At 52.5% G+C, this 19,159-nt stretch carries 2 protein-coding genes; both read left to right on the top strand.

The window, feature by feature from the left end; genetic code table 11:
* Positions 1 to 309 precede the first annotated feature (309 nt).
* On the top strand, positions 310 to 1,380 hold the full coding sequence (locus tag Enr17x_RS08475) for a DUF1559 domain-containing protein (protein ID WP_145307768.1): 1,071 nt from the start codon (positions 310 to 312) through the stop codon (positions 1,378 to 1,380).
* 588 nt (positions 1,381 to 1,968) lie between these two features.
* Complete coding sequence (locus Enr17x_RS08470) at positions 1,969 to 19,143, top strand: golvesin C-terminal-like domain-containing protein (protein ID WP_145307766.1); 17,175 nt, start codon at positions 1,969 to 1,971, stop codon at positions 19,141 to 19,143.
* The last annotated feature ends 16 nt before the right edge of the window (positions 19,144 to 19,159 follow it).

Raw genomic sequence — 19,159 nt, 5'->3', positions numbered from 1 at the left:
ATGTTAGTTGAAATCACCAGGAATTCAACTAACATTGAATAGGTAGATTATTTACTTGGTCATCCACGTGAGAGCTTACTTTCACAATAACTACATATCACATCTTGAACTGACTTAATTTCAACAAACGCCATTAGCCACTTTTACAAAACAGCGTTTTATATTTTACGTTGTTTTTCTTCCCGCCACTCTTATCACAATTTAAATATCGATTCGTTTTTTATCAGGAAAGTTTTTTCCTGTATCCCCTTTTACGAAGCGCGCCAATCGGGGATCGATTCTACCTAGTATTTATAAGGAGTATCTTTGGTGAAGAGTTATCTAAAAGAAAAGCGTAGAGGATTTACGTTGATTGAGTTACTGGTTGTGATTGCTATTATCGCAATTTTAATCGCATTATTACTGCCAGCAGTACAACAGGCTCGTGAAGCAGCTCGCAGATCAACTTGTAAGAACAATTTAAAACAAATTGGGCTGGCATTACACAATTACCATGATGTCTTTGGAATGTTTGTTCTGCGAAGAGGAGGCACAAACGGTTCCGATAGTGCGACATCAAACCGTGCTCGTTTGAGTGGCTTTGTTGGACTACTGCCTTATATGGACCAGGCGCCCTTGTTTAACAAAATTGCTGCAGGTGACCTGGGAGCTACGACTCCAGTTCACCCATTTGGGCCTTGCGCCTGGTGTGGCTGGAGTGTCTGGAATGTTTCTCTGCCAATGTTGATGTGTCCGTCCGATGGACGAAACAAACAGACTATCCGGGCGCAAAGTTATGTCTTTTGCATGGGTGACTCTGCAACCAGCATCAATGGAACTAACTCGCGCGGACTGTTTCCCTATCGATATGGAACACGCATTCGAGATATTACCGATGGGACTAGTAATACCATTGCCATGAGTGAGCATGTCCGAGCCAACTATGGCCCCAATGCAAGTAATGCTGGACGCAGACGAGTCGAAGGGATCGCCATGGGGCAGGCACCTCGTACAAATCCTGGTGCCTGCATGACTCTGGCTTCTGGCGCCAACTGGGTGAGTGGAACAAGTGTAAAAGGAAAGCATGGAACTTCACTTTGGGACGGACAGGCAGAACGTTGCGTCTTTACGACAATCCTGCCTCCCAATGGTCCTTCCTGTGCGGAAGGCACGAATGTCAATGCAGACTCTACTCATGCCGCTCTTGCCCCTTCCAGTCTTCATGTCGGGGGCGTCCATGTCTTGATGGCTGATGGTGCCGTTCGTTTCGTCTCGGAAAACATCGATACGGGTGACCTGAGTCAGCCCAGCCCCAGTCCCTCCACGAACACAGCCAGTCCGTATGGCACGTGGGGAGCATTAGGAACAAAAGATTCAGAAGAAGTTATCGGCGAATTTTAGATCACTAACGCTTAAAAAAACGTGATTACCTGATTTCAAATCCCTCTTCGCTTTCAAGTGAGGAGGGATTTTTTCTTTTAATACTAATACAAAACCATCAGAGTCGTTAACAAAATGCCAGTTTCAGGAAGCCTGTCTGCTGGCGATGCGATCTCTCTCAATGATCAACTAAATCAGCGCGTCGTGGAAACAATCCATTCGTACTGAGGTACAGGTGATAAATACTCGCCACTTCCCAAATCTGCCCTCTTTCCGTACATGGCATCTCTACATTTGAATTCGATGAAATCACTCAAAACAACACAAAAGAACACTTCTCCACCCCAATGTACAAATTGGTAAATTTGTTAAAAAACGAAGAATGAGATACTTACTACGGTGGAAATGAACAGATGGATCAGGTAACTCTAGTATCTATATAGACAATAGGTTGATTGCGCCTTAGAGGAATTTTCCTTGAATGGTTATCTCACTCCGATCACAAACTGTTCACGACCTAACGCATTCACTCCGTGATTAGTCTATCCAAAACCATCCAAAATAATCCATCCCCTGAATCTTTTGAATGACTTACGAAGGAATAACAGGATGCTACTGACCAACTGGCTCAACACGCTGACTTCTCGCATCAAACAACGCCCCGTCTTTCGATCCCGTGACCGTCGTGCCATCCGCCGGCGCTGGCAGGCGATTGTGGATAATCAAATCGCGACGACAGAAGCCTTGGAAGACCGAACGCTGCTCACGACATTCACTGTCGAGAATTTAGACGCCAGTGGTACCGGTTCACTGGCAGACGCGATTGATCAGGCCAATGCCAATGCAGGTTTAGATACGATTGTCTTTCAGACAGGTCTTTCTGGAACAATCAATGCTGGAACAACTCTGCATATCGAAGACGACGTGATCATCAACGGCGATACCGATGGTGACTCTGGTACAAAAGAGATCACAGTGACCGGCAACGACTTGTTCCGCGTATTTACAGTAGAAAATGCCAACGCCACATTCTCCAACTTTGCAATTACTGCCGGGGAAGGTAACACTGGTTATTCAGATCTGAATGGCGGTGGTGGTATTCTGGCTTTGGGTAACTTGCCTAATCACACATTAACTCTGCAAGCCATGGAATTCTCTGAAAATGAATCATCGTGGGGAGCTGCAGTTCATGCTTATAATACGATTGTCAGCATCGAAGACAGTCTCTTTTTCGACAATATTGCTGCAGCTGATAGTGTCGCTGGTGATTACTCTGCGCAAGGCGGAGCAATCAATATCACCGAAAGTCGAGATGAAGGTGTGATTCACACCATCACCGGTTCTACTTTTGTTAATAATCAGACAACAGAATCGGCGGGTCTTTATGGTGGCGGAGGTGCAATCGCGTATGCATCCTTCGGCGGACGACTCAATATTAATGAAAGTGTATTTGATTCCAACCAAACCTCTGGTCCTCAGGGCGGTGGTGCGATCTTGGCAAAAATATTTGAGGGTGGAACTGGGTCGACATTTGGTGTGATCGCCGATGTGCGCATTGATGGTTCTTTATTGCTCAATAACAAAGTGACCGATCAGGCCAATGCTACTGTCGGTGGGGGTGCAATCAGCAGCATTGGTTCCAATGAGATACAATTGCGCACAACAATCTTTGCTACCACGCTGATGAATAATTCAGTCGAAAGCACATCAGGCACAGGAGGAGCCATTTCCTCGACTGTTTTGAATGGTTCGCCATCAAATACATTAAACGTAGCTGAAAGTACTTTTTCGGGTAATCATGCTTTCTCTGGTGGTGCTATCGCCACTAATGCCACCTATTCAACAATTTTGACTTCGACAATTACTCTCAATACAGCCAGCGTTGATGAAACCGGTGGAATTTATCTCAGCACAAATCCACTTCAACCTGCAAATCAATTGGAAATCTCCGGCACAATCCTGGATGCTAACAGCGGTCATCAGATCGGAACCGATGGTGGGATGTTTAATCTCACTACTTCCAATGGATATAACCTGATTAATGGAACGGTTGAAAATGTTCCCAATGGTTTTGTGTTCCAGTCGACTGATATTACCGGAACTCCTGCCAACCTTTCTGCTCTGACCCCCAATGGCGCAATGGTCGGTTCACCGGGAGCACAGTCTGCAATACAGACTCATATCCCTCTTCCGGGGAGCGAAGCGATTGATAATGGAGGCACCACCGCGTTATTTGACCAGATCGGAACCCCCAGACCGCAAGGCTCAGCACCAGACATTGGCGCCATTGAATTTGTGTTTAACGGCCCGGCTGTGGTCTACGTAGATGACAATTTCAGTAATCCAACTCCAGGTCAGGATCCAGACGCAGGAGGCCCCGCCACCGAATTTGGTGTCGACGCATTCGCTACGATTCAGGAAGCCATCGACAATGTTGCGGATGGCGGTACAGTAATCATCGCCGCTGGAACCTATCTGCCGAGTTCGACAATTACAGTATCCAAGTCAATCACCATTCAGGGGGCACAAGCCGGCGTTGATCCACGTCCCGGCACCGGTTCTCTACGAGATGAAACCGACGACTCCACAGAAACCATCATTGACGGCGGAGGCTCACTGAGCCGCATCTTCCTGATTGATGCTGACAACGTCACCCTGGACGGCCTGGTCATCACGAACGGTACTGGTGATCTCGTTCGCAGCAGCAATCCCGTAGATAATATCACGGTTCAATACAATATCATTCACAACTCAACAGGCGACGAAGGCGTACAGCTGGCCAACGCCAGCAATTCATCGATCCAGTATAACTACATCTTTGATACTGAAGGCGACGGTGCAAATTTCGCCTACTCGTCGAACAGTAATATCAGTTTTAATGAATTGCGTAATGTTCGCAGCACCAACGGGGCCATTTATGTTTACGATTCCGAAGCTATTACCATTGAAGGAAACTTGCTTGATCTGGATCACCTGAATCAGAATGACGGCATCAAGGTCATTGATGAAATAGGGGCAGATACCACGACCAGCTATATCATCAATAACGTAGTCATTGATTCCCTGCAGGATGGCATCACGGTCGAGCGATCAAACGTGATCGTCAGCGGCAACGACGTCAGCGGTAGTACGAGTGAAAACGGCGTGATCTATGTCAGTGAAAACGTCGATAATGTTCAAATTACAAATAATTCGATTCACGACAATCTGGCATCAGTTTCTTCAGGACAGATCAATTACGCCATCCGAATCGGTAAAGCCTTTGGCAATCATCCCACCAACGTTGTGATTCGCGACAACAGTATTGTCAATAATGAAGCACTGATCTTCTTCCAGCAGGACACTCAGGCAAATCTCGATGCCAGTCGAAACTGGTGGGGTACTGCTGATTCTGCCGTGATTGCTGCTGGAATCGTCGGTGTCGTAGACGGCTTAGCTCAAACCAATGGTGCTATTGACTTCTCAACCATTCTTACCAGTGGTGCTGACACCAACGGCGTCGCTCCCGGATTCCAACCCGACACATCAACTCTCAGCGTACATACATTCGGCGGCGAACCGGAAAACGGTTCCCGCATTCAAAACGCCATTAATCTGGTTGACGCATCTGGAACAGTCGAAGTTCAGTCAGGAACTTATACAGAAAACGTGACCGTCAACCGTGGAATTACACTGAGCGGCACACCTGATATTCAGGGAATACTGACAGTCACAGATGGTGCGACATTGGCTCCTGGATTCAGTCCCGGAATCATTCACACGAATGGTTTGAATATTCAGGGAGATACGTTCGAGCTGAACAACATCAATCTGGGCAGCTTCACTCATCTCGATGTGGGACCCGGCGAAGATTTACGTTATGTTGAATCGGTTCAGGGAGAAAATATTCTCTTCTGGCGAGGTTCCACGGGAGAACTCCGCCGGGCCACTTATACCTGGAACGGAACAAATTTAGTCTTGGGCGCCATCACCAGTCCAACTGGCCTGACCTCGGGCGACCATGCCAGCATCCTCAACATGGGCGGCGGCGTGTTGGAAGGATATTTTCATACCGGCACGGGCCCCAGTGTCACCAGTCAGTATCACGCCATCAGTAATGACGGCGGACAGACCTGGATCAATGAGACATTAATCCCCTACCCCTTCCCGACTCCGGGAATCGGCTCCGACTCCGGCACCACCGGCGGCGGGGGGATCATTGAAATCAACGGCGAACGCCGCATCTATGCACAAAACAATTTTGGGGACATCGTCCTCTGGACAACAGACGCCGGCTCAAACGGCCCGCTGACCAATGTTGGTGCCCTCATCGATGGTTCAACCGGAAATTTCCAGAATCAGTCTCCCAGTGGTGATGCGATTGGCCTTTCATCCGGGCAGACACTCTATCTCTATGTGGATGGCGAAGGTTCTGAAAGTACGTTGGGCGCCATTGGTGCTTTGATCGTAGATCCTACCGGATTGGTAATTACCAGCCAGATCGATAATTTTATCTCTGTATCCAATACGGCGTTGAGTTCAGCTGGTTTGACGCGACTGGATGAAATGACCATCGGCGCCGTACAAATCGCAGGGAATATGATTACCGGCGTGCTGATGATCGATGGCGATAGTGTAGCCAATGGCAGCAACGAAGATCTGTTTTATGCTCCGATCACCATTAACACCAATTCCGTTCCTGCGGGAAGCCTGGATATTGAGATTAACGGAACGACTCCGGGAACCGAATATGATCAGATTGATGTCACGGGAACGGTAACTATTGGTGCGGGAGCAACATTAAATCTAATCGACGGCTATGATCCTGCTGCAGGCGAACAGTTTGTCTTGATCAACAATGATGGCGTTGATCCTGTTGTCGGTACTTTCGCTGGTCTTGATGAAGGCCATGAATTTTCCAATTTTCTCGGTGTCTCAGGCTTAACGGCATTTCTGACCTACACAGGTGGTGACGGCAACGATGTCTCCATTGTCGTTCAAGATCCAACACCACAGATTACACTGCCCGTGAATGGCACAGCCAACAACTACACACTCAGTTTAGTGGGACCGAATCTGGTTTTAACGGACAATGATTCCGGTATGACCATATCCACAATACCATTACTTTCTCTGGGCGGCCCCTTAGTCATTGATGGTGAACCCAATCAGGATGACAGACTCACGGTTGACCTGACCGGCATCGATGAGACCACTCCACTTCAAATTATTTTTAACGGTGGAACTGGTGGTAACGATGAACTGGTTCTGAGTCGGACCGGTAGTTTAGCTTCCGTAGAGCATGTTTTGGTCGATGCCAGCTCAGGTAATATTATCATCAATGGAGCAGTGACTCCGATTATTTCCTATACCGGCCTGGAACCAATCACTGACAATCTGGACGTTACAGATCGAGTATTTACTTTCACAGGAGCAGCAGAAACGATTACACTGTCTGATGATGGTGATCTGAATGATGGTGAGTCTTTCATTGACTCTTCACTGGCTGAGTCGGTTACCTTTTTGAATGCCACAAACTCCTTGACGATCAATACCGAACTCGGCGGAGGCAGTGGCATCGATGCCCTGAATGTAGAAGGACTGGATGAGCAATTCAACGCGAATCTAATCATCAACGCGGGAGCAGACGATTCTGTTTCCTTCCTGACAAATACAACAGACATTGGCTCAGGAAATCTGTCTGTTACCAGTGGAACCGTTGAACTGGATGCCGATATTATTGCCGCCAGTATTTCCGGTGATGCTCCTACGGTTAATGTACTTGGTTCTGCCGGTGGTGCTGATCTGCGGGATGCCCTCAATCTCGCTGGTATTGGTGGCACCATTAATGTCGCCGCGGGCACTTATCTGACAACAGGCACTCTGAACTTGAACCAGGCGGTCTCCATCGTTGGTGCCGGTAAAGAAGATGTCGAAATTCGCAAATCAGGCGCTCCCACAACCTATGATGAAGTGATCCACATTTCAGGTAATGACGTGTCGATCAGTGGCGCACAGTTAGGTTGGGAAACGCACACGATGGCAACCGACTATCGTGGATATGTCGTTGTCACAACAGGCGACAATACAACACTGAATAATCTGTTATTCAGTGACAACTACCGCAGTGCCATCGTCTTTGAAAATGCTGACAATCTGGAAATCTCCGATTCCATCTTTGAAGGAAAATTCGGACGCGCCGCCATCCGTGATGGCAACAGTGGCAGTGGTGAAAACTTTCTGATCACCCGTAATGAATTCCGTGCCGATCACTTCCGCTGGGGGCCGATCGCCATTGGCCCTCAGGGAACATTGGGTGATCCGAACAACGAAGCCTTCAGTGGTGAAATTTCCTTCAACTACTTCGGAAACGGATTGGAAGCCGGCGCGTTCCAGGAACAGGGCGATCAGAATTATACCGTCACGATTACCAATCAAGGCATGACCGCCGATGGTGTCGACATCATTCACAACACGTTTGACTGGCAGGATTCTGCCACGATCAACGGGGTCGGCAACTTTGCCCAGTCTGGTGGTATTTACTTTGATCCAAACCTCACCGTTCCCCCGGGATCGGTCAACATCACTGATAACATTTTTAACGGCTTCACTTATGACGGACCTCAACCCACAAACGATCCTTTGTGGAACCCCGCTGGCGGCGTGTTTGGTGGTGCACTGGAATTTGACGGCGTCGATGACTTTGGTCTGTTCCAGGATCCTGCCTTTGATGTGGGAGCAGCCGGAACGCTCAACTTCTGGGTCAATATGCAGGATCAGAGCCGCCGCAATCAGTTCTTTGAAGGTCTGGACGATCTGGGATTTGAATTTCAATTTCGAGAAAATACGGGAGGTCAGTTCTTTGGTAGCCCGGGGCGCGGCGTTAACAACACCGGTGATAATGTTGTTATTCAAGATGGCAGCGCTGGTGGAACGGAAGGTGTCTGGCAGAATCTCCAATACACGTGGAATTTTAATGGCGGCGTGAATCCGGAAATGCACATCTATGTAGATGGCACGGAAGTTGGCTATCTCAGCACTACCTATGACGCAGATCTCAGCCAATGGGTTGAGATCATCAGCACTGTCAACCAGTTAGTCACCGTTGGTCGCGATGCCAGCGGCGATCGACACTTCGACGGATTGATGGATGATGTCGGTTGGTTTAACGCTGTACTGAATCAGACCGACCGCGACAACATTAGAATGAATGGCGTGGCCACACTCTCAGCAGACGCCCGTCTCATCGCACACTGGGACTTCGATCAGGGTGCCGGCAATATTGCCGTCGACAATAAAAACGGCATCGAGATGTATATTTCCGCAAACGGAATCAGTCCACTTGGTCCTGAGTTCCGCCCGGGAATGGGACAATTCGGCGGTGCGTTGGAATTTGACGGCATCGATGATTTTGCCACATTCCAGGATCCCTCGTTCGATGTCGGCGCGCAAGGTACCTTGAGTTTCTGGGTCAACATGCAAGATACCGGGAAACGGAACCAGTTCTTTGAAGGTCCGGGAAATCAGGGTCTGGAATTTCAGTTCCGCCCAAACAGTGGAGGTCAGTTCTACGGAAGAGTCGCAAATGATGGCGACTTCGTGATTGAAGACGGCCCCAGTGCCGGTGTCGCAGGAACATGGACCAACATCCAATACACCTGGGATAACACCACCTCGGAAATGCGGATTTACATCGATGGAACGGAAGTCAGTGGCTATCTGCCCGGATTCACCCCCACAGACCTGTCCAGCTTCGACAGTATGCAATTCATCGATACGATCAATGGTCTGATGAATGTGGGTCGTGACCCCGGTGACAGTGGTCGCTACTTCGACGGTCTGATGGACGACATCGCCTGGTTCGATGTAGTACTCAATCCGGCAGAACGCGCTGAAATCATCGGAACCAGTGTTGGAACCTCATTCCTGAATGGAGATCCACGCCTGGTCGCTTACTGGAACCTGGACGATGCCCCCGGCACCACAGTCGCAACCGGTGATGGTGGAACAAACATTGACCTGAATATTCAGGCTGAACCTCCCCTGCCCCCCATTGAAGGGTTCGGAGTCCTCGCTCCTGCCAACGCAACCGTGACCTACAACGTCTTCCACGACAACGATCTGAATTCCAATCTGCCTTTGGACCCAACCAATATCCTCGGCGATCCGTTGTTTGCTTACGAAAGCGATCCGAATTATGCACCTACTGACCCAGATTCTCTGGCAGAACAGTTTGCCATCGGCTTCGGTTCGACAGCCGCGTTCAGTTCATCCGAACACGCCGTTGATGCAAACACGATGACGCCGCACATCGGTGCCTTCCAGGATCTCTCCCTCTTCGGGGCGGGTGACATCGTGATTGATGGATCAGGTGCAGACGATCTGCTCGAAATCACCTTTATTGATGCCAATACTGCGACATTTATCCTCACCACCGATGTCGGCGGAATGGGAGAAACCGTGACAGGTCCCGTGATGTTAACCAACATCACCTCCCTCACCTTCAATGGCCTGGAGGGAGATGATCTTCTGCGCGTGACCAATCCGATGGGCGGTCTGCTCGATCCTGTAAATGGCCTCATCTTCAACGGAGGCACCGGTGGCGAAGATGGCGCCGGCGATACTCTGGAAATCCTCGGCGGAACGGCAACCACTGTGGAACACCGCTTTTCCAACGATAGTGAAGGTAGTGTATTCTTTAATGGTGAAGGTACCGCGACGATTACTTATACCGGTCTGGAACCGATCATTGACAACATCGATGCGGCAGACCGGATCTTCAGTTTTACCGGTGCTGATGAGCTCATCACGTTGTCTGACGGTGGTGCCGCGGGGCAATCTTTGATCGACTCCACACTGGGAGAATCGGTCCTCTTTTTGAATCCCACAGCGTCACTAACCATCAATACCGAAGCCTTTGGTGGCACTGGTATCGATACCGTGAATCTCATTGGGGCTGATGCTGCCTTCTCCGCCAACCTGACGGTCAACGCAGGTGCCAATGATGCGATTAACACAGGCACGATCGATATTGGTGCTGGCAATGCTGACTTGAATGCGGCGCTGGTGAATGTCAATCTCGCATTCACCACCACCGGCAGTGTGGACATTGATGCGTCTTCTGGAATCACCTTTGCCGCAGCAGGCGTGATTGATGCCGGAGCAAACACAATCGACCTACAAGCCGGCATTGGTATTATGCTGGGGCAGATTACCACCACCGGTGATGTGACTGTCACTGCGACAGCGGGATCGATTTTTGATGCCAATGCCGGGGTGAACAATATTACCGCAAACAATGCCACACTGGTTTCGGGATCAGGAGCCGGTCTCTTTGATGCCCTCGAGACGGCGATTTCCGCTCTGGAAGCCAACATTGGTGGCGGACTGGAGCTCGACGATACGGGTACGCTCAACGTCGGTTTTGCCGGTGGCATCAACGGCGTAACAGTCGGCGGTCCTTCAACGATCACTTCGACCGGTACCATGACAGTCACCGAAAATGTGACCGCTTCCGGCGGGGATCTGTTATTGCAGAACACGGGCGGTAATTTCAACCAGAATGCTGGAACAACCATTTCGAATACCGGTGCGTTTGAGATCGGCATTAACTCAACCGGACAAGTAAACTTAATTGAAGACTCATTGATTAACAGTAGCGGTAACGGTCTGATCGACATCGATGCGGTAAACGATGTCAATGTTGTGAGAATCACTACCGGCGGCGAAGTACAGATCACCACCAGCGCCGGTGCAATCATCGATAACAAAACGGTAAACCTTTTTCCTCCAAATATTATTGCAGACAGTTTATCTCTACTTGCCGCTACAGGGATTGGTGATACAGCGATTTCAGCAAATTTAGGCGTGAACGTTAATACGCTGTCCGCCAGCAGTTCAAGTGGCAATATTGTAATTTTCGAACACGACAGCGTTAACGTAGGAACTGTGAATGGTATCTCAGGTCTGTTTAATAATGGATATATCGATTTATTAGCTAATAACAGCATTACAGTCGACCAGGATGTCCGTTCCACAAATTTAGATTCGATAGTTAGTATCAGATCCGGAAACCAACTTACAGTGAATGCTGCCATTGAATCTAATGATGGTACGATTAATCTTTTAGCTTTTAATGACCTGATTCTGGGTAGTGCATCCAGTATTGATACGACTACGTCTGCATATATTAATTTGAGGGCAGATTTAAATAATTCGGGTACTGGTGAGTTTACACAAAATGAAGGTAGCATAATTAATGCTCGTGGTGGTCTCCTCTCCATTCATGCCTCTGAAGATATCAATCTTACGAATCTGGTCAGTATAGGAGGACAGATCCTGATCGAAACCACCAATGGGGCAATCATTGACAACACGGTCGGTGAAGGCACATTGATTACCGGAGGAGAAGCCGCATTTCTAGCAGCAACTGGCATCGGTAATTTTGCTGATGGCGATATTGATACCGCTGTTTCTACACTGACAGCATCAACCCCAGGTGGAAACATTAACATCTACAATATGGGTGCATTAGACATTGGGGCACCCTTGTTTATTGGAATGCCTCTTTCTGATGTCGAAGCCAATACAGGTTCGATTGATATCACCTCAGCAAGCCCATTAACTGTTTCCGGCAACGTCACTGGTGCCGGGACGGTCACGCTGACCTCAACCGATGGTGCTGGCCCCGGGGATGATCTGACAATCAACGCCGGTGTGACCGTCGAATCAACGGGCGCAGATGTGGTTTTGAACTCCGGCGATAACTTCCTGCTCACACTGACGGGCGAAGTCATCGCAGCAACCACTATTGAGATTAACGTCGACCCCAGCGCCGGCGACCCGGATGCCGCCGGAGCGACCGTCGACCTGCTGGGTAATGTCGACGCCACGCTGACTACGATCAACGGTGGCGACGACGAAGATACGTTCAACATTCTGCCGACGGGCGATTCGCCAATCACCATCAATGGCGGTGATCCCACATTGCCGGGACCAGGCGACGTCCTCAACATGGACTTCAGTGGCTTAACTAATCCGCCAGTACTGACGCTGGGTATGGATGCCGGTTCGGGAGAATTCAGCTTCCTCGCACCCGATCTGCAACTGCCGGTGACCTACAGCAGCATCGAAAACGTCACCACCAGCACCGGTGCTTACCACCTGGTGCTGGACATGCTGGCTTCCGGCTTCCAGGACGGGGCCGCTGATGACATCAATGTGGCTCTGGATGCAACGGGCACCGATCTGCAAATCGCCATCAACCCCAGTATCTTCTTCACCGGGGCGATCGCTGATATCCTCTCCTTCACCGTCCTGGGGTCCAGTGATAGCGATTCGCTCCATGTCAACGAAACCGCTGGTGGACTGCCCTTCTTCGCCACAGCCGCACCGCCAGTTGGCATTTCCAGCGGCTCGCACCTGAACGCCGCCGCCGACTTCTACCTGGAAGATGTCTTTAACCCCAACACCTACGATGTCAACGATATCACGTTCCATTTTGATGGTGGCGGAGGCATGAACGACGCATTTCGTCTGATTACCTCAATCAACACCTATAATGTCGGTTACTTCTCGGACCTGGACGATGCCCTGGGCAGCGGCAATATCGTCGCCGCACAGTCAGGGAACACCGATATTGACTTCGGATTCTCGTTTGCCCGTCTGGAAGGACTCGACTTCCTCACTTATTCAGGTGGTGAACTCCACGTCGATGCCAGTGCTACCCCCATGACCAACCAGATTGCGATTGACTCCCCCTCTTTGCTCAGCAGCTATACTGAGATCATGGGCAACGGGGGATTCACCGACCTGGTGTTTGATGGATATCAGGATCTGGTAGTAGTCTCCGGACCGGGCAGCGAAACCATTGATCTGATCGCTGTGGGACCGGGGAGCAACATCACTAGCATTGTAATCGATGCCGACGACGTCTTTGGCACCAACGCAGCCGACAACGATGTGATCCGTGTGCATTCGGCTCCGCTGGGCGTACTCAACATCAACATCCTGGCAGCCGCCGGTGATGACGTGATCAATGTCTTTGATGCCGGCAATACCGTCGACAACATCAATGCTCAGATCATGATTGACGGCGAAGGGGGCAACGACACGCTGACGATCATCGATTCCGGCGATCTGACGGGTGACACGTTTGAAATCACTTCGACCACCGTCGAAGGCCTGACCAGTGCCGCGGGCACCGATATCACGTATATGGCAATCGATAACCTGAACGTCACCGGAACCGACGGCAATGATGACATCAGTGTGAACCTGACGACTCAGGAAGACCTGAATAACGTCACGATCAACGGCTTTAACGGCGACGATGACTTCTCCCTGCAGAACGGCAGCACGCCGATGGGCGTGGATACCCGCCTGAACGGGGATGCCGGCAATGATGAATTCTTCTTCCTGCCTGGCAGCATTCTACGAGGCTTCATCGACGGGGGCGGCGACGTCGATACCATCGACTACACCACCTATGCCGCCGTGGTGCACATTGCCCTCTCCGGTCTGGGAACCATCGACGGCTTCCAGGGCCGCGAAAACAACGGCAGCATCCTGGGAACCGGCATCGGCAGCCTGGGCTTCGATAACATCGACGACCTGCTGGGGTCCGGTCTCAGTGACACGCTGGAAGGTCCTGACCTGAACAACTACTGGGGCATCACCTCTACGGATACCGGCTTCATTATCGCCGATCGTCCCAACCTGATGATCGGTCGTCCGACCACGGGCGGTGACGCCACGGCCACACCACCGGAACAGTTCCTGAGCTTCCTCGACTTCGAAAACCTGATCGGGGGCAGCCTGAATGACCGCTTCGACCTGAGTGACGGGGCCGGCCTGACCGGAACCCTGAACGGGGATCTGGGGAACGACAGCCTCGATTACCGGGATTACACGACCGGCGTGAACGTCGACCTGTTTGCGGGAACCGCGACCAATATCGGCGGCGGTCTGGCACTGGGAACCGGCGGCGGCGACGATGACAACAGCATCGAAAACGTCTTCGGTGGTGACGGTAACGACAATATCACCGGCGACAACGACAACAATATCCTGGGTGACGGCTTCGGCAGTGACAACCTGGACGGCGGTGGTAACGGCGTCGGCAGCGAAAACGGCGGCAACGACGTGTTCCTGATGGAACCGGGGGCCGGCGGCAGTGTCGACGTGATTACCGATATCCACGGCAACGATACGGTCGACTTCCGCTTCGCCAGCCAGGGCATCGTATTCGACGCCGACATCATTAACACACCGCAGGACGTCTTCGGTGGCAACACGGTCGAACTGCGACAGATTCAACCACAGCAGCCGGACACGAACCCCAGCTTCATGGAAAACGTGGTCGGCAGTGAGTTCAACGACCTGATCTTCATCGATCCGCTCTCCCAGGACGGTAACTTCCCGATCGACGGACCACCGGTTCTGCGTTCGGTTGACGGCCGCGGGGGGAACGACACACTGGACTTCGACGCCAAGGGACAGGAAGTGATCGACACCGGTTTCTCCCTGACGGCCGACGGCGTGGGGACCGTGCAGTATCTGAACTTTGAAAACGTGCGTCCGTTCGAAGACAATCCCGGCTTCATCGTGGACAACGGCGACTCTGCCTTCACAATCACCGGCGACTGGCCTTACCATCCGGCAGGAACCGCCGCCATCACCAACGGCATCGGCTTCGAAGACGACATTCATACGGTTGCCGGCACCACGCCGACCGGCGTGGGTCCCGCTCAGGCCTTCTGGGAATTCTTCGGCCTGACACCGGGACAATACCGGGTCTCAGTGACCTGGCCGGTTTCAACCAACCCGGGTATTGTGGCCCAGGTGGCCACCGATACCCCGTTTACCGTCTTTGACGGTGCCCAGACTGACATCGGCACGACGGCCGTTGATCTGGGAACCTCGGATCTGAATCAGCAGATTGCTCCGAATGACTTCAGTGTCGATGGTGCGGTCTGGGAAGATCTGGGCGTGTTTACGATTAACAGCCGCACGCTGACCGTAATGCTGACCAACCTGGCCGACGGCAAAGTGACCGCCGATGCGATCCGCATCGAACGCGTCTCCGCCGGTCCGGAAATTGAGCTGACCGATGTGACCGACGCCTTGGCCCCACCGGCCCTGGTGGTCGACGGTCATCCCGGCGGCATTCAGTTCGGCGACACCGAACTGTTGACCCCCGCTGTGCGGACCTTTGAAATCACCAATAACGGCTCAGCGGTTCTGAATATCAGTAATATCACGATCCCCGCCGGTTATACGACCGACCTGACAGCCCAGGCGATCGGCATCGGTTCCACGATCCAGTTTACGATTACGATGGACGCCAGCACATTCGGAGACCGCTCCGGCATCTTCTCATTCGATACGGATGACGTGGATGAAGCGACCTTCAACATCCTGCTGGACGGACGGGTTTCCAACGTCGTGATCGTGGATGACGGCGATGCCGAGTTCTCAGCCACCGCCGGCTTTGAAACCTTCACCACCAGTGTGAATGAAGGCAACGTCGGTTTCGAAGGAGATATCACGGGCGCGGTTCCAAATCAGCCCGGCAGCACGCCTGCCCCCGGAACAGAAACCGCCACCTGGACCTTCACCGATCTGGCCGACGGCAATTACCGGGTCTCGACCACCTGGTCGCCGCTTTACAACCGCGTTGATGATGCCCCTTACTCCCTGGATGGGGGAGCGGGCGTATTTGATCTCGATGTGGACCAGCGGATCACTCCTGGCAGCTTTGTTGATGAAAACGGCGTTGCCTGGTTCGATCTGAACCTGTCGTACCTCGTGGTCGGCGGGACCCTGACGGTGACCCTGACCAACGACGCCAACAACTTCCCGCGTGACTCCTACGATCTGGCCAACGGCGTGATTGCCGATGCGATCCGCATTGAATATCTGCCGGAACCCGATCTGGAAGTGACCGTGGACATGGGCACGGTCGTTGAAGACGACACCGGCAACGTCGACTTCGGCAGCACGCTGCCCGGCATTCCGATTATCAAGACCTTTACCGTGACCAACCTGTCGATGACCGACGTGGACGTCACCGGCCTGATCGAATTTCCTCCGGGCTTCAGCATTGATCCGGCTTCGCCATTCGGAACCGACACTGTTCCGGTAACGATTGGCGGCGGTAGTTCGGTCACCTTTACCGTCCAGTTTGACGGGGGGACCAACGGTTCCACCTTTGGTCAAATCTCCTTCACCACGGGCGACGAAGATGAGAATCCTTATAACTTCACTGTGAGTGGAACAGCGGGTCCGGCCACCGTCGGTGTCACGGACACTGATTTCTCCACCACGGGAACCTGGACCGGTCATACTCCCGGCGGTGTCGGCGATCCGGAATTCCTGTATGCCGGCGATTATGTAACAGGGGGCGTGGGAGCCAATACGGCTACCTGGAGCTTTGATGTCGAACCGGGCCGTTATCAGGTCGTGGCACACTGGTACGTTCACCCGGATGTGACCACCAACGGTCACGGAGCCGCCAGCAACGCACCGTACACGATCTTTGATGATGTGACGCCTGTAACCACCGTACTGGTGAACCAGCAGACCAGCTCTGATGACTTCCTGGATGACGGCACCTTCTGGGAATTCATTGGCGATCCGGTTGTGATCACCAGTGATGCCCTGAATGTCCTGCTGACCGACAATGCCAACGGGATTGTGTACGCCGATGAAATCCGCATCTATCGTGTGGTCGATCCGGTGATCAGCGTGGAAGTCGATGGAGTAGAAGTGGAAGATGGCAGCAGCGTTGACTTTGAAGAGACCATCGTCGGGGCAGCTGTCGTCAAGACCTTCACCATTACCAACTCGGGTGAACGGAACATGGCACTGGGCACGATTAACCTGCCAGCCGGATTCACTCTGATCAGTGGCTTTGGTAATGACAACCTGCCACCCGGGGCTTCGACCACGTTCACGATGCAGATGGATGCCGCGACAGCCGGTCCGTTTGGGGGCATGGTCTCCTTCGGCGTCGATTCAGCGGACGCGAATCCGTTCAACTTCACGGTAACGGGATCGGCACAGAACTCGATGATTGTGGACAACGGGGATCTGAATTACAGCAACAGCGGTCCCTGGGAAACGTTTTCCACCACGACGGCCTTCTATGAATACTTCCAGCAGGATCAGGATGTCCTGGACGGCGGCGATCTGCCGGGCAGCAACACGGCCAGCTGGAGCTTCAACAATCTGGGAGCCGGCGCCTATCAGGTATCTGCTCACTGGTTCCAGCACAGCAGCCTGGCCCCGGATGCCCAGATCACGATCTCCGGAATTGAAGGGGGACCGGTTACGGTCAGCCTGGATCAACGGTTTGCTCCCAATGACTTCAGTGCCGATGGCACAAACTGGGAAGAACTGGGAGACTTCCAGGTGGCCGCCGGCGGTACATTGACCGTGACGATTACTGATGATGGCGCCAGCGGTGATATCGCCGCCGATGCCATGCGACTGGAACTGATTCCGGTCGGCATGCAAGACCCGGAAATTGAAGTACAGGCAGGAGCCGTGGACCTGGTCAGCGGCGTCAGCAGCCTGGATCTGGGAACAACCGGCTTCGGGGAATCCCTGTTCCAGACCTTCACGATTACGAATACCGGCACCGACACCCTGAACCTGGGCGCAATTACAACACCTGCGAATTTCAGCGTCTTCTCGGGACCGGGAACCACAACCCTGTTCGCCGGTCAGTCGACGACGTTTGTGCTGGAATTCAACAGCACCGGCGTCTCGGGTACCTCATCCGGTACCGTTTCGATTGCCAACAATGATGCAGACGAAGCGCCCTTCGACATCGATGTCTCGGCTACAATGTCGGCTGTGCAGATTGTCGACGACAGAGACGCCGACTACAGCGATGTAGGCAACTGGCAGCTGAAACAGGGAGCGAGCCTGTTCTACTACCAGACTGATGGTCAGCAGCTGAACCAGGGCGAAAACGGGACGGCAACCTGGAACTTTACCGGACTGGCCGCCGGAACGTATACCGTATCCACGACCTGGTACCATAACGTGGCCCGGGCAACGAATGCGGAATACAACATCGGCACCGGTCCGATCGTGGTCAATCAGCGCGTGGCACCGAATGACTTCAACTCCGAAGGCGAGGACTGGGAAATCCTGGGGACGATCGCTGTTGGAGCCGGTGGTTCGATCACGGTGACGCTGAGCGACAATGTGGCCGACGGTTCGATCATCGCGGACGCCGTTCGCATCGAACGGACCGGACCACTGGTCGCTGCCGCCGGTGAGAGCAGCACTCCTGCTGCCTCGATCACCCAGGCCGATCTGGACGCCGTCCGGAATGCCGCGTTGACCTACTGGAGTGCCACAGGGCTGACCGCTGACGAGATGGATCGTCTGCAGTCGGTGAGCTTCGTGCTGGCGGATCTGCCGGATGCGATGCTCGGCGGTGCAACCAGCAGCACGATCCTGATCGATGTGAACGCCGCCGGTTATGGCTGGTTCGTCGACGACAGCCCGTTTGACAGCAGCGAATTCACGCTGGATGCGGACGGCAATCTGGTCGCCGACGCAGACAGCGAAGCCTTCGGCCGCATGGACCTGTTGACCGTCGTGATGCACGAACTGGGACATACCCTGGGTTACGACGATCTGGACGCTGCCGAAGCAGGCAACGACCTGATGAGTGAATCGCTGAACGATTCACAACGTCGCCTGCCTGAGATCGACGATGCAGACGCATCCGATATCGACGACTTCTTCAGCGCCATCACCGGCGGAGACAACCCGCTGCTCAACTAGCAGCCTGTGTCTCACA

Origin of the sequence: Gimesia fumaroli, from assembly GCF_007754425.1 — a bacterium.
Lineage (GTDB): Bacteria > Planctomycetota > Planctomycetia > Planctomycetales > Planctomycetaceae > Gimesia > Gimesia fumaroli.
The sequence above is the reverse complement of the archived record's forward strand: the minus strand, read 5'-3'. Positions and strand labels throughout refer to the sequence as shown.